The sequence below is a fragment of the Serratia fonticola genome (assembly GCF_001006005.1).
In the GTDB taxonomy this organism is placed as follows: Bacteria; Pseudomonadota; Gammaproteobacteria; order Enterobacterales; family Enterobacteriaceae; genus Chania; species Chania fonticola.
On the sequence record NZ_CP011254.1, the window covers coordinates 616232 to 630068 of the forward strand.

Sequence of the window (13837 nt, forward strand, 5' to 3'; positions counted from 1 at the left end):
CCCTCCCGCGTCGTTAGCCCGACGAGAAAGGGATTTATTCGATGTCTGTTTCAATGGATAGATTATCGCCGCAATTGGTTCACTCTTCAAGGTGCCCGTTGTCAGCTGATGCAGAAGAAGGAACAACCAACCTGCCAGCATCGAGTTCGACCACTCGATCGGCAGAGGCTATCGTCTCAGGCCGGTGAGCAATCAGCAGGATGGTTAAGCCCAGGTTGCGCAAAGTGCTGCCGATCAGGATTTCATTGGTGACATCAAGATGGCTGGTTGCCTCGTCCAGGATCAGTAACCGTGGGCGTTTGTATAATGCCCGGGCCAACAGCAGGCGCTGCTTTTGGCCCCCCGATAACGAATTCCCCATTTCCCCAATCAACGTCTGGTAGCCCATCGGTAACGCGATGATATCCTCATGCAGCTGTGCCAGTTGAGCACAGTGTTGCGCCCAATCCAGATCGCTGTGTTGAGAGAAAAAAGTGATGTTGTCGAGTATTGCCCCACGGAATAACCGATCCTCTTGCATCACCGCGCCGATCATCTGGCGAACCTGCCGATAGCCCGCATGATGATGATCGATGCCAAACACCTGCAACCTCCCGGCCGTTGGCGGGTAAAGCCCCAGCAGGATCTTCGCCAGGGTAGTTTTCCCGCAGCCGGAGCGCCCTACCAGCGCCACCACCTCCCCAGGCATAATACGCAACGCCGCTCCAGCCAGGATATCATTACCTCCCTGGCCGTAGCTGAAGGTGATATTTTCCAGTTCAATAACCGGGCGATCCTCTCTTTGCACGGGGAAAGCTACGGTAATAGATTCTGCCGCCTGAGCACCGCCCTCCTTCTGGGTCAGCACAATATCTGCCAGCCGTTCGTTATAGACATCCAGCATTCGCCAGGCAAACGCCTTATCGATCAGGCCATTGATGCTGGCGGAAAAACGCCCTTGAAATGACATATACGCCACCAGCATGCCGATCGAAAACGAGCCCGACAGCACCGAATTGGCACCAAACCACAGCACCGCCGCGCCCACCAGGCTACCAATGACCTGGTTAATGATGTCGTAGCCGATGGCCAGCTTATGCTCACGCAGTTGGCTATTGCGTCTGGCGATATTCAGGTTACGCCATGCAGATTCCCGCTGGGCAAGCGCCCCATTAACCCGCAGGCTAAGCATGCCATGCAGCGTTTCCAGAAAGTGGCTTGATTCCAGGGTACCCGCCGTCCAACTGTCCTCCGCCGCCCGGCGCAGGGTGCGAAACCATAACACGCGTAATAAGCCATAAATCAGCGCCGCGCCTAACGCCAGCATGGATAACGACACGCTGTAGAGCAACATCATGCCCAAGGTACCGACCACCAGCAATACGTCTAGCAGCGCCTCAAGGATGCTGGTGGTGAGCGTATCCTGAATGGTATCGACCGTATCAAACTTGGCGCTGACATTGCCAATGTCACGCTTCTCAAACCAGTCGATCGGCAGACGCAGCAGGTGATGGAACACGTTGGCCGTCCACTGCATATTGAAATTGACCGCCATGGTGATGGTGGCCCATTGCCGGGCCAGGCCAATCAACGTCTGGGTCGCACTCATCAGCAACATGGCAATAACGATCAGCACCAGCAGGCTATCATCCAGCGCCACCAGGACTTCATCGATCACGATCTGATTGATCAACGGACTAAGCAAGGCCAAGACTTCCAACGCCAGAGCAAAGCAGAAAATGCGCGCCAACGCAGCCTTCAACCCTACGGTCTTGCCGACCAATTCGGTTAGCCGCACTTTCTTGCGTTCGTCACGCTGCTCAAAGTCATGGGTTGGCGTCAGTTCCAGCGCGACACCGGTAAAACGACGGTTAGCCTCTACCAACGACATGTTAACCGCCCCGCGTGCCGGATCGTGCAGTTCGATCTCGTTGCCACGTACCCGTTTAAGCACTACAAAGTGGTTGAGATCCCAGTGCAAAATGCAGGGTACGGTCAGTTGGCCGAGTTCCTCCAGCTCTAAACGTACTGCACGACCTGTTAATTTCAGGTTCTGAGCGCATTCCATCAAATGCACGAAAGTCATGCCCTGCGTCGAAACATTGAATCTTGCACGCAGGCTGGGGAGGTCAATACGATAACCGTGCCAACCGGCGACCATCGCCAGGCAGGCCACCCCACATTCCGCCGACTCGGTTTGACGGATCAACGGCAAGCGGCGGCGCCAATGCAAATTCAGGTGCAAATGCTCGGTCCATTCCATGGCTATATTTTTCCTTGCAGGCTCCATAACGGTTCCAGCAACCATTCGTACAGTCGCCGCTTGTCCAGCTCGATATCTGCTGCCACCACCATCCCGGTGCGCAGTAATTCCTGATGGCCATACACGGTCACGCTGGGTTTATCTGGCACGACAATCACCCGGTAATGTCCCTCGTTTTCTTTCCACACCACCGGGTTATGCGGCATGACATCTGTCGGGCTGAGGCTGATGCGGGTCACTTCCCGCGTCGTGCCATACTGCACGCCAAATTTTTCATAGGGATAAGCCGCGAAACGCAGGCCAACCCGCTGATGAGGCTTGATAAACCCAACGGACTTGCTCGGTGCATACAGCTCAATCTGCATTTGGGCCGCCTGTGGCACCAGCGTTAACAGCGGCTCATTTTGGTTGACCGTTTGCCCCGCCTTGACCAACACCGCAGCAACACGCCCTGCCACCGGGGCAGCCAGCGTGCTCTCCTCCTGTGATTGCAACTCTATTTGTTGCTGACGGATCCCTTGTAGTAACCGATCCAGCTCCACCCGGCGGCTTTGCCCCTGCTGCAACAAACTCCCCTGATCCGTTTCAACCGAGGTCAACTCACGCTTCAGGCGCTGTTGTACCTGCCGCTGGTTTTCGACATAACCTTCCGCGGCCGCCAGTTCAATCTGCTTTTGCTGATACTCAAGCTCGGAGACATACTTTTGCCGCACCAAACGGTGATAACGCTCCATCATCGAGCGGGTTAACGCCGCCTGGCGCAGCGTCTGTTTCAGAGCCCCATCGGCGCTGCGCAGTTCATCCTTCAGTTGGCTTGCCCGCTGCCGTAATCCCTGTATCTGCAGAGTAATGGCGGCAACCTCCTGATGCTGTTGCTGCACCAACATCTGATACTGCTGCGCCAGGGAGTTTTTCAGCGTCGCCAAGGTGGCCAACCCCTGGCCGTCATAGCGCTCACCACTTAGCCGGTAGAGTAATTGGCCTGCTGCAACCTCATCGCCCTCGTTAACCAGCAAGGCCTCAACCCGCCCTTGCGTGCGCGCAACTACTTTGACGACTCCGGTTGAAGGCATCACGACACCTTCCAAACGGGCTTTACGGGTATATTCGCCACCGATTAAAAAAGCGATTAATGCAACCACCAAGAGCACGCTGGCACAGGCATAAAGCGTCATATCCGGACTGGGGGAAATCAAAATCCTCCCTTCGGCTCGCGTGGCCTGGGCGGCAAAATAGGCCTGGCGGTAGAGACGCGTCACGTGATTGGATCAGCTAATTTAATCGTCTTGCCAGCGATATAACGTTGTTCTGGCAATCTATTATTAACCATAAATATTACCGTTCCCTGTAAATGAAATTAATAGCGATTATTACCAATCGACACTTGAGCATTAGTTATTTAATTAAAAGTGACAGATTGTTATTTACTTGATTTTTGAACAGAGGTTTTCTTTAACAATGAAATTACCAAAATAAACAGAACAACTCAACAACACCGTCAAGTATTATTAGTTGATTGATAACGTAAAATAAATAAGTAAAAGCCATCTCCGGGGAGATGGCTTGAGGCTACTGGAAAAACTCCACTGGCTAATATATTACAACAGCGACTGTTATTATTTCACCAACACCGGATCTGTACGATATTGCGTTGGGAACAGCTGCTGTAACTGTTTTACCTTCGGCAAATCATTCACCACGATATAGGGCTGATCCGGGTTAAGGGTGAGATAGTTTTGGTGGTAAGCCTCGGCAGGATAAAAATGACCCTTGTCCTCAATGCGAGTCACCAGCGGTTTGGCAAAGCGTTTACTGGCATCCAGCTGTGCAATATAAGCCTTGGCAACCTGCTGTTGTGACGCCGTCAGTGGGAAAACGGCTGAGCGATATTGCGTGCCGCTGTCCGGCCCTTGGCGATCGAGCTCGGTTGGGTTATGTGCTACCGAAAAATAGATTTGCAGCAGTTGGCCATAGGTAATCTGCTGTGGATCAAAGGTGACCTGTACCGACTCTGCATGGCCGGTATCCCCTCCGCTGACGGCCTCATAATTAGCCGTTTGTGCCGTACCTCCGGTATAACCGGATATGGCATTGGTCACGCCTTTAACGTGCTGGAACACCCCCTGCACGCCCCAGAAACAACCGCCGGCAAAGATCGCGGTTTCCGTGCGCGATGCCGTTGGCGCTTCGTCTTTTACCGGCGCAGGGATCTCTACCGCCGCCTCGGCATCACCCAGTGGCCAGGCAACGCTTTGCAAACAGAATCCAGCGGCAACCAATACCGCGCCCCATATGCCGTATTTACCTAGCGATGGCAGCGTTTTGTCTACGTTTCTCATATTATTCCTCACTATTCTGGTCAGACCGAGCTTGGCGTGAACAGCATGGCGATGCCATTCATGCAGTAGCGCAAACCGGTGGGTTGCGGGCCATCATCAAATACGTGCCCCAAATGCCCGCCGCAGCGGCTGCAATGCACCTCTTCGCGGACCATGCCCAGCGTTCGATCCTTACGCGTCGCCACCGCCTGTTCGAGAGGTTGCCAGAAACTGGGCCAGCCGGTATGGCTGTCAAATTTGGTGTGGGAAGAAAACAGCGCCTGCTGGCAACCCGCACAGGCAAACTGACCATCGCGGTGCTCCTCATTAAGCGGGCTGCTGTAAGGTGGCTCTGTGCCTTCCTCGCGCAAAACTGCATATTGGCTGGCGGAGAGCCGTTGCCGCCATTGCTCTGCGGTATAGTTGACGGCAAACGACTCCGCCATCACCGAACGAGAAAAAAGTGCAGGCAGCAAGCCTACGGCATAGGCCACAGAGAGTGCCCCACCGCCCAGAATAAAATACCGTCTGTTGATCATCATCGTTACCTCTGGTGCTATTCACCGACAATGACAAACTACAGAGAAAGTCGTGACCAAATCCTCACGGAGAGTTCACAAATTTGTGATAACTGGGAACGCTGCATTAATACGTTGAAAGTTTAAATGGAATTTCTAATTTGGCGGGGTAAGGGCTAAGAAGGGTAAATGAAGGAGCGCAGCCTCTGCCGCGCTCCTGGATAGAAAGTATGTCAGCTTATCGGGATAGCTTACTCATCTTCGAGATAAGTATAGCCATACAGACCGGCCTCAAACTCTTCGACAAATTGCGCCTGCAACTCCGCGTCAAGATCGGTTTCTTTCACCTGATCGCGGAATTTAGCCAGCAGCGCGATCGGATCGAGCTGCACGTATTCCAGCATGTCGGCTACGCTATCGCCTTCATCAGACAGCTCGGTCTCTACGCTGCCATCAGGGAACACAAACACGTCTACCGAAGCGGTATCGCCAAACAGGTTGTGCATATTGCCCAGGATTTCCTGATAGGCACCAACCATGAAGAACCCAAGCAGAGGCGGGTTTTCCGGATCGTACGGCGGCATCGGCATGGTGGTGGCTACGCCGTCACCATCAATATAGTGATCGATGGTGCCATCGGAGTCACAGGTGATATCCAGCAATACCGCACGGCCTTCCGGCGGCTTGTCCAAGCCTTCCAACGGCAAGACCGGGAACAACTGGTCGATACCCCAGGCATCCGGCATCGACTGGAACAGTGAGAAGTTGACGTAGAACTTGTCCGCCATCCGCTCCTGCAATTCATCAATGATTGGCCGGTGCGCACGATTGCTTGGATCGAGCTGCTGCTGGATCTTGTTGCAGATGTTCAGATACAGCTGCTCGGCGTAGGCACGCTTGGTCAGATCCAACATGCCATGGGCATACTGGGTATGCACATCGTGCAGATCCATCTGGCTATCGTGCAACCATTCACGCAGCGAACGACGGTTTTCCGGCTCGTTCATTTCCTGCCAGGTTTCCCACATGCTTTCCAGCGCGCGCGGCGCATCTTCGACCGGAGGAACCGGCTCACAGAATTCGTTGCGCTCAACGCCAATGACGTTGGAAACCAGCACCGTATGGTGGGCGGTTACGGCACGGCCAGACTCGGTGATCACCGTTGGATGCGGCAGGCCATGCTCATTACAGGCATCACCGATCCCCCAAATCACGTTGTTGGCATATTCATTCAGGCCGTAGTTGACCGAACAGTCGGACTGCGAACGGGTGCCTTCATAATCCACACCCAGGCCACCACCCACGTCGAAACATTGAATGTTAACACCCAGCTTATGCAGCTCTACGTAGAAACGCGCAGACTCACGTACGCCAGTGGCGATATCGCGAATGTTGGCCAACTGAGAACCCAGGTGGAAATGCAGCAGTTGTAGGCTATCCAGGCGGCCCGCTTCACGCAGGGTTTCCACCAGTTTCAATACCTGAATGGCTGCCAGACCGAACTTGGATTTTTCGCCACCGCTCGACTGCCATTTACCTGCCCCTTGTGAGGCCAGGCGGGCACGCACACCCAGGCGTGGGATCACATTCAGGCGCTCAGCTTCTTCCAGCACCATCTGGATTTCCGACATCTTCTCGATCACCAGGTACACTTTGTGCCCCAGCTTTTCACCGATCAGCGCCAGACGAACATATTCACGGTCTTTGTAGCCATTACAGACGATCACCGAGCGGGTCATACCGGCATGGGCCAGTACCGCCATCAGTTCCGCCTTGGAACCGGCTTCCAGCCCCAGTGGTTCACCGGAGTTGACCAGTGATTCAATTACGCGACGGTGCTGGTTAACCTTGATCGGGTAAACCAGGAAGTAGCCACCTTCATAGCCGAAGGATTCACGCGCACGTTTGAACGCGGCGTTAATGGAACGCAGACGATGCTGCAAGATCTGCGGGAAGCAGAACAAGGCGGGCAGGCGCTGGCCATCTTTTTGGCGCTCTTTCACCAACTCGGCGAGATCGACGCGCGCATGCGGGACGTCTGGGTCCGGGCACACGCTGATGTGGCCCAGCTCATTGACGTCAAAGTAATTGTTGCCCCAGTAGGCGACGTTATAAGTGCGCAGCATCTTGCTGGCATTACGATCATTCATGGCAACCTCCTGCATGGAGCGTAAAGATAAATTATCACCCGCTACTGACGGGCGTTGGATCGGCATATCTTCAGACATTACTCGCCTCACCTTGCATACTGACGATATAGTCAGCCACTATCGCAGCTACAACCCGCGAGAACAACCCGGAAACACCCCATTTTAGCAGTGAATTCACCTGCCGTTCGTGGTCAGCGATCGGTTTATACCCAATAGATTTATTGTAAGACACCCTGTTCAAACCTCGTGAATCGGGTAAAGAATCATCCCACAGGAGAGCTGTAGGCTACCCTTGTTCAGTGCTTCAGACAGCCGTTAACCGGCCCGAGAATCCTGAGTAGCGCCCAGATGTGTGTAACATCGGGTAGATGGTGTAGAGACAAGACGGGAAATAGCACAAGAATGCGCGCCAGAACGGCACTGCTGTTGAGAACCAACAACCAGTAGACAACGGATCATTAATCCAACCACCTCCACGCATGCCGCTCGCGATGAACGACAAAGCCTCTATATAGTATAAGAACGTGAACGTTCAATGAAGCGGCGGCCCCATCATTGGGTACCTACGGTAGATCATGGCGCGGCGTTGCCGGGTTTACAGAAAGTTTCAATTTTCTGCAACACGCTGTGCACCAAATGAACCGCGCGCGCAGTTTATACCGGACCCCCGGGCAAAATGCAAAATGAAAATTCGCCAGAAACTGTTTCAAGCGATGAAAATGGCGGCAAGTGGTTTGCCCAAAAGAGCGTTAGGGCAAAAAATTGCTGGCAATCCGGCTAAAGGCTGACCTAAAATAGACGTCCAGATGTTAATCCATCTATACTGATTAACCGATAAACTGCTTAACGGCTTTGCCTGAGGGGCGTTGCAGGATGCATCTCGCCATCAGCGGAAGACCCTTCGCTTTGATGCCCGGATCTCCAGCGCTGTGCAGTAATTTCCAACCCGTCTTTTGCAAGGTAAAGAACACCATGGCTAAACACCTCTTCACGTCCGAATCTGTTTCCGAAGGACATCCGGATAAAATTGCCGATCAGATCTCGGATGCCGTTCTTGATGCCATCCTGGAACAGGATCCAAAAGCCCGCGTAGCCTGCGAAACCTACGTGAAAACCGGCATGGTGCTGGTTGGCGGCGAGATCACCACCAGCGCCTGGGTCGATATCGAAGAGATCACCCGCAAAACCGTGCGCGAGATTGGCTATGTCCATTCCGATATGGGCTTTGATGCCAACTCCTGTGCCGTACTGAGCGCCATCGGTAAACAATCACCGGATATCAACCAGGGTGTTGACCGCAGCGATCCGCTGGAGCAAGGTGCTGGCGATCAGGGCCTGATGTTCGGTTATGCCTCTAATGAAACCGACGTGTTGATGCCTGCACCAATCACTTATGCCCACCGTCTGGTTCAACGCCAGGCCGAAGTGCGTAAAAATGGTACCCTGCCTTGGCTGCGCCCAGACGCCAAAAGCCAGGTCACGTTCCAGTATGACGATGGCAAAATCGTCGGTATTGATGCCGTGGTGCTGTCCACCCAGCATTCCGATGATATCGCGCTGAAAGATCTGCAAGAAGCGGTGATGGAAGAGATCATCAAGCCGGTACTGCCAGCCGAGTGGCTGACCGCAGGCACCAAATACCACATCAACCCAACCGGCCGTTTTGTTATCGGTGGCCCAATGGGTGACTGTGGTCTGACTGGCCGTAAAATCATCGTTGATACCTACGGCGGCATGGCCCGTCACGGTGGCGGCGCGTTCTCCGGCAAGGATCCTTCCAAAGTTGACCGTTCTGCGGCGTATGCTGCACGCTACGTGGCAAAAAACATCGTGGCCGCGGGTCTGGCAGATCGCTGTGAGATCCAGGTGTCCTACGCTATCGGCGTAGCGGAACCTACCTCCATCATGGTGGAAACCTTCGGCACCGAGAAGATCTCAACCGAGCAACTGACCCTGCTGGTGCGTGAGTTCTTCGATCTGCGCCCATACGGCCTGATCCAGATGATGGATCTGCTGCAACCGATCTACCGCGAAACCGCGGCTTACGGCCACTTTGGCCGCGAACACTTCCCATGGGAAGCGACCGACAAGGCAGCCCAACTTCGTGAAGCGGCTGGTTTGAAGTAAGCCTGAGCGTTAGACGTAACAACGGCGAGCCTGAGGCTCGCCGTTTTAGTTTGTAGATGGGTGCTCATAGATCTCTATACCCTATGGATTTCAAGTTGGCCGCTCTTGCGCATCCCTGCGCTCACGGCATTTGTACATCCCTGTACGGCACAGCTAGGCACCAAGCTATCTCATCCCCAGGAGCTTACGTTTTTGTAAGTGACTGGGGTGAGATAGTGCAGGTAACAACGCTGCGACTTGAAAGACGACGGGTATACGCTTACAACCAACGGGCGGGAGCAGGCCCCCGCCGTTGGGTTGCCTTACCGTTCGGATTCGTAGGCCAAAATGGCCGCAACCTCCGTGTTGCCCGATCGAATGCGCAGCTCACAAAGTTTGCTGCGCGTTATCCATACCAACAAGATCACCGTGGTACAGATAACGACCAGTTTTACGATATCTCCTCTGTTTGGCATCATGCCTCCTTATCCTTGCCTCGCGGCGAGTAAGAAGCTAACCTAATGTTGTCGAGCGTTAGAGTTGGCCTCGGGTTGATATTATCGACTCGGGGCTTTTCTCTTTGTACCTTTTGCTCAGGCTCCAGATACAAAGATCCAGAGCACCCACCCGCAGTATATTCACCTCTCCAGCCCGGCTGGCGGCTGTTTCACGGCTAAATACCAACTTTGCGCAGTGCCACGCAATGCATTGTAACGGCCTGAAAAAACAAGGGCCCAGCAATGCTGAGCCCTTGGTGGCAATGGTGGTAACCCGAAATAGTCTACGAAGTTTGCTTACGCAGCAGATAGACAAAGTACGGCGCGCCAATAAAGGTCGCCAGCAGCCCGGCGGGGATTTGGTAAGGGAACATCACCATCCTGCCACACCAGTCCGCAAACACCATCAGCAGGCCGCCTAGCAACGCAGCAATCACCATCTGCGGCAGCGCCCGGCGGAATCCCAACATGCGGGCCATATGCGGTGCCATTAGGCCAATAAAGCTCAGCGGCCCAACGGTTAGCGTTGCCATCGCGGTCAGCGTTGCCGCCAGCAGCAAAATGCTCAGCCTGGTCGGCGTCAGGGCAATCCCTACGGAACGTGCTGTAGCGCCGCCCAACGGCAGAATTGTCAGCCAACGTCTACACAGCGGGGCCAACAATATCAACACGCCAGCAATCGCCGCCGTACGTATTGCCTGCGGAGCATCCACCGAGTAGGTAGAGCCGGAAAGCCACACCAACAGCCCCCCCATACGGGGATCGCCACTGGCCAGCAGCAGGAAAATGGTGGTACTAAAGGCGGTGCTGAGGGCGATCCCCGCCAACAGCATACGTTCGGTAGAGAATCCGCCGCGCCCAGCCGCAATCATGATGATCAACAGCGTAGCCGCCGCCCCCAGACTCCCGGCGGGTAATAGCCAGATAAAAGCATCACCAGGGACGATAAACAGCATCACCACCACGCCGAAAGCTGCGCCGGAACTGATCCCCAGCACTTCCGGGCTGGACATCGGGTTACCGGTCAGTTTCTGGATCAGCGTTCCGGCTACCGCCAGCATCATCCCGGCCGCCAGGGCAGAAACCACTCGTGGCCAGCGCCAAGGCATCAACGCCTGTAATTCACTGCCTACGCTCCAGTGCCAGCCGTGGGGGTTTTGCCCAAACATCAGCGCCACCGCAATCCCGGCCAATAGTAAAACGCTCCCCAGCAGGATCCATATCGGCAAGTTGCCACGTTCGACAGGCACTCTGTCACCAAGATCCATCGGCGGCGGGGTTGCGCTGCTGCGTAAGCGTGGCAGTAGCCAAAGCAACAACGGTGCACCAATCAGTGCCGTTGCCGCGCCGGTCGGGATTTCACGCCATACCAATGTCAGCCAGATCATCACCTGATCGGTCAACCACAGCAGCAATGCACCCAATAGCGGAGCCAGCATCATGCGGTGCGCCAGACGGCGAGCTCCCAGCATCTTGGCCATCAACGGGGCAAATAGGCCGATAAAACCGATCACCCCGACCGCATTGACCAACATGGCGCTGAACACAATCGCCACCGCCAACGCGGCAAAGCGCGACATTGCCAGGCCCAGGCCCAGATTACGCGCCACGCCGTCGTCCAGCCCTAACAGCGTTAACGGTCGGATCAATAACGCGGCCAGCACGGCAACCAACAGCAAGCGCGGCAGGATAAACTGCACCGTCCCCCAATCCTGCTGGTTTAGCGCACCGGTGCTCCACAGGAACAAGCCTTGCAGCTGATCGTAATTGAACAACGCCAGCAGGCTATTGACCGCACCGCAGTACAGCCCAAGAACTAGACCGGCCAGAATCAACGTCACGGGCGACATCCGTTTGCCCCAGGCAACGCCGAACACCAGCCCGCCGACCACAATGGCACCGACCATCGCCGCCAGTTGTCGGGTCAATTCGCCCCCAGGCAGCATCCACAGCGTGGCAATCGTCAAGCCTAGCTGAGCCCCGGCAGCCACGCCGAGCGTAGCGGGTTCCGCCAAAGGATTGCGTAATACCTGCTGGAACAGTACGCCGACCAATCCCAGTCCGGCCCCCACCAGCAACGACACCGACAGGCGTGGCAACAGGCTGTAGTGAAACAGCATCTGATCGACATTGTCGATGTCTGGTTGTACCAACGCCTGTGACCACTGGTCCCACGGCAGTTGATGCAGCAGGTTGAAGAGCGTCAGGCCACCCGCCGCTACCAGCAATAGCAGGATCAGCGCTATCGGCAAGATACGCAGGCGTGCACTCATGAGCCGGTCTCCTGCGCCTGCTCCAGCAAGCGGCAAAAACGCATGGCTGACAGCGTGGCACCGTAGAACCACACCGCTGGCACCTGCCGCAGTTGTCCCTGGCGGATAAACGGCAAGGCCTGCCACAACGGCGTCTTGCTGACCTTATCCATCATGGCTTGATTACCATGATCGAGATAAATCGCTCGCGCATTTTTTATTGTCGCCAGACGTTCTATCCCCACCACCGAAGTTCCCCAGAAGTTAGTTTCCCCCTGCCAGGCATTCTCGATGCCTAGCTGATCCATCACTTCCTGAAACAGACTCTTCTGGCCGATGACCAACACGTGCCGAGGATCGAGCAAAGAAAACAGCAGCAGCGGTTGTTGCCGGTACCCCGCCAGGCGGTTACGCGCCTCTAGCATGAAAGCATCAAACTGTTGCAGATGTTGGGTAGCCCGCGCCTCCAGACCTATCCGCTGTGCCAATTGCAGCAACGAGTTTTTGCCCACGGTGAGCGGTTTACCGCTACCGTCGTTAAAGCCAAACTCCATGGTCGGGCCGATAGGCTGCAGTTTTTGTGGCGAAGGACCATAGCCTTTGGAAAGCAGGATCAGAGAAGGTTTGAGCTGTTGCAACAGCTCCAGATTAGGTTCGGTACGTTGACCGACGTCGATCACCGAGTCCGGCAACCGAGGGTCTTGTACCCACAGGTTGTAGTTGTGGATATCGGCAACCGCCTGCGGCATCACGCCCAGTGCGATCAACAGCTCGACCGGTAGCCACTCCAATGCCGCGATGCGGGTGATATCGGGCAAATCTGTCGCTCGCGACGGTAAAGAGAACAGCAGAGGCGATAATGCCATCGCCGTTAATAAACGCCGGCGCAGCGGATCATGATGAAAATCGGCAGAGGTAGGCATTAATAAACGAAGCTCACTGGTGCACCGCCACTTGGATGCGGCAATATGCCCATCGGGATGCCGTAGATCTGTTCCAGCACCGGCCCTTGCATCAGCTCAAGCGATGACCCCTGGGCAATCATTTCGCCACCGCGTAACGCCACCAGATGGTCGCAATACCGAGCCGCCATGTTGATGTCATGCAGCACTGCAATCACCGTCAGGCCGCGCTCATGGCTCAGGCGTTGGATCAACGCCAGCACTTCAACCTGATGAGCAATATCCAACGCCGAAGTCGGTTCATCCAGCAACAAACAACGGCTGTCCTGCGCGACCATCATCGCCAGCCAGGCCCGTTGACGTTCCCCCCCGGAGAGGCTATCTACCAGGCGGTTGGCAAAGGGTTTGAGCCCCACCAGCCCGATCGCCTCTTCTACCAGCTCGCGATCGCCAGCCTTGAAACGGCCTAACGCGCCATGCCACGGGTAGCGGCCGATGGCGACCAATTCGCGCACCGTCATCCCTTCCGCTGCGGGCAATTGCTGCGGCAGATAGGCTACTTGGCGAGCGAAGGCTTTGCTATCCCATTGGCCCAGCGGTTGCCCGTTAAGCAGCGCCTGGCCGGAGGTAGGATTTTGGTGACGACCGAGGATTTTCAGCAGCGTGGATTTGCCGGAGCCATTATGCCCAATCAATCCACACACTTTGCCTTGAGGGAAAGCCAATGACAGCGGCTGTAACAGCACCCGCCCTGGCACGGCAAAGCTCACGCGGTCGAGCTGGAACGTAGCATCGCGATTAAGGTGTTTATCCTGCATAGGCCCTGCTTGGCGGGGAGCGACCAAAGGCCGC

Annotated in this window: 12 protein-coding genes; 1 reads left to right on the forward strand and 11 read right to left on the reverse strand. The window is 55.3% G+C overall.

Translation table 11 applies throughout. The features are described from left to right. Nucleotides 1-79 precede the first annotated feature (79 nt). The 7 genes from WN53_RS02640 to WN53_RS28545 form a co-directional block, all read right to left on the reverse strand. Nucleotides 80-2242, reverse strand: a complete 2163-nt coding sequence (locus WN53_RS02640; RefSeq protein ID WP_024484367.1) for a peptidase domain-containing ABC transporter — start codon at nt 2240-2242, stop codon at nt 80-82. Nucleotides 2243-2244: 2 nt separating this feature from the next. Continuing rightward, nucleotides 2245-3501, reverse strand: a complete 1257-nt coding sequence (locus WN53_RS02645; protein ID WP_037411975.1) for an HlyD family secretion protein — start codon at nt 3499-3501, stop codon at nt 2245-2247. Between the two features lie 357 nt (nt 3502-3858). Next, complete coding sequence (gene msrA / locus WN53_RS02650; protein WP_024484365.1) at nt 3859-4581, reverse strand: peptide-methionine (S)-S-oxide reductase MsrA; 723 nt, start codon at nt 4579-4581, stop codon at nt 3859-3861. Nucleotides 4582-4601: 20 nt separating this feature from the next. Continuing rightward, complete coding sequence (gene msrB, locus WN53_RS02655) at nt 4602-5102, reverse strand: peptide-methionine (R)-S-oxide reductase MsrB (protein ID WP_235166954.1); 501 nt, start codon at nt 5100-5102, stop codon at nt 4602-4604. A gap of 227 nt (nt 5103-5329) precedes the next feature. Beyond that, the gene (gene speA / locus WN53_RS02660; protein ID WP_024484363.1) at nt 5330-7306 is read right to left on the reverse strand and encodes a biosynthetic arginine decarboxylase; all 1977 of its coding nucleotides are present in this window, start codon (nt 7304-7306) and stop codon (nt 5330-5332) included. 237 nt (nt 7307-7543) lie between these two features. Beyond that, nucleotides 7544-7687, reverse strand: coding sequence for a hypothetical protein (locus WN53_RS29105; RefSeq protein WP_418337646.1), 144 nt, complete (start codon nt 7685-7687; stop codon nt 7544-7546). Nucleotides 7688-8055: 368 nt separating this feature from the next. Then, nucleotides 8056-8202: a hypothetical protein gene (locus WN53_RS28545; protein WP_021179752.1), complete on the reverse strand. Its 147-nt coding sequence runs from the start codon at nt 8200-8202 to the stop codon at nt 8056-8058. Here WN53_RS28545 and metK point away from each other — a divergent pair. Next, nucleotides 8201-9355 carry a methionine adenosyltransferase gene (metK, locus tag WN53_RS02665; RefSeq protein WP_021806239.1) on the forward strand — a complete coding sequence of 385 codons (1155 nt, stop codon included), beginning with the start codon at nt 8201-8203 and terminating at the stop codon, nt 9353-9355. The genes WN53_RS28545 and metK overlap by 2 nt on opposite strands. Before the next feature lie 302 nt (nt 9356-9657). Here metK and WN53_RS02670 read toward each other — a convergent pair whose 3' ends face one another. The 4 genes from WN53_RS02670 to fhuC form a co-directional block, all read right to left on the reverse strand. Further along, nucleotides 9658-9810 carry a Hok/Gef family protein gene (locus tag WN53_RS02670; protein ID WP_024484362.1) on the reverse strand — a complete coding sequence of 51 codons (153 nt, stop codon included), beginning with the start codon at nt 9808-9810 and terminating at the stop codon, nt 9658-9660. 305 nt (nt 9811-10115) lie between these two features. After that, entirely contained in the window at nt 10116-12104 is a 1989-nt protein-coding gene (gene fhuB, locus WN53_RS02675; RefSeq protein ID WP_024484361.1) for a Fe(3+)-hydroxamate ABC transporter permease FhuB, read from the reverse strand. Then, nucleotides 12101-13006 (reverse strand): Fe(3+)-hydroxamate ABC transporter substrate-binding protein FhuD, encoded by a 906-nt coding sequence (gene fhuD / locus WN53_RS02680; protein ID WP_024484360.1) that lies wholly within the window; start codon nt 13004-13006, stop codon nt 12101-12103. Before fhuD ends, fhuB begins: the two co-directional genes overlap by 4 nt. Beyond that, nucleotides 13006-13803 (reverse strand): Fe3+-hydroxamate ABC transporter ATP-binding protein FhuC, encoded by a 798-nt coding sequence (gene fhuC / locus WN53_RS02685; protein WP_024484359.1) that lies wholly within the window; start codon nt 13801-13803, stop codon nt 13006-13008. Before fhuC ends, fhuD begins: the two co-directional genes overlap by 1 nt. Nucleotides 13804-13837 lie beyond the last annotated feature (34 nt).

Excerpts from the sequence above, each read along its gene's own strand:
- WN53_RS02640 (WP_024484367.1), bottom strand. The coding sequence starts at position 2,242 with ATGGAATGGACCGAGCATTTGCACCTGAATTTGCATTGGCGCCGCCGC.
- msrA (WP_024484365.1), bottom strand. The coding sequence starts at position 4,581 with ATGAGAAACGTAGACAAAACGCTGCCATCGCTAGGTAAATACGGCATA.
- msrB (WP_235166954.1), bottom strand. The coding sequence starts at position 5,102 with ATGATGATCAACAGACGGTATTTTATTCTGGGCGGTGGGGCACTCTCT.
- speA (WP_024484363.1), bottom strand. The coding sequence starts at position 7,306 with ATGTCTGAAGATATGCCGATCCAACGCCCGTCAGTAGCGGGTGATAAT.
- WN53_RS29105 (WP_418337646.1), bottom strand. The coding sequence starts at position 7,687 with ATGATCCGTTGTCTACTGGTTGTTGGTTCTCAACAGCAGTGCCGTTCT.
- metK (WP_021806239.1), top strand. The coding sequence starts at position 8,201 with ATGGCTAAACACCTCTTCACGTCCGAATCTGTTTCCGAAGGACATCCG.
- WN53_RS28545 (WP_021179752.1), bottom strand. The coding sequence starts at position 8,202 with ATGGTGTTCTTTACCTTGCAAAAGACGGGTTGGAAATTACTGCACAGC.
- WN53_RS02670 (WP_024484362.1), bottom strand. The coding sequence starts at position 9,810 with ATGCCAAACAGAGGAGATATCGTAAAACTGGTCGTTATCTGTACCACG.
- fhuB (WP_024484361.1), bottom strand. The coding sequence starts at position 12,104 with ATGAGTGCACGCCTGCGTATCTTGCCGATAGCGCTGATCCTGCTATTG.
- fhuD (WP_024484360.1), bottom strand. The coding sequence starts at position 13,006 with ATGCCTACCTCTGCCGATTTTCATCATGATCCGCTGCGCCGGCGTTTA.
- fhuC (WP_024484359.1), bottom strand. The coding sequence starts at position 13,803 with ATGCAGGATAAACACCTTAATCGCGATGCTACGTTCCAGCTCGACCGC.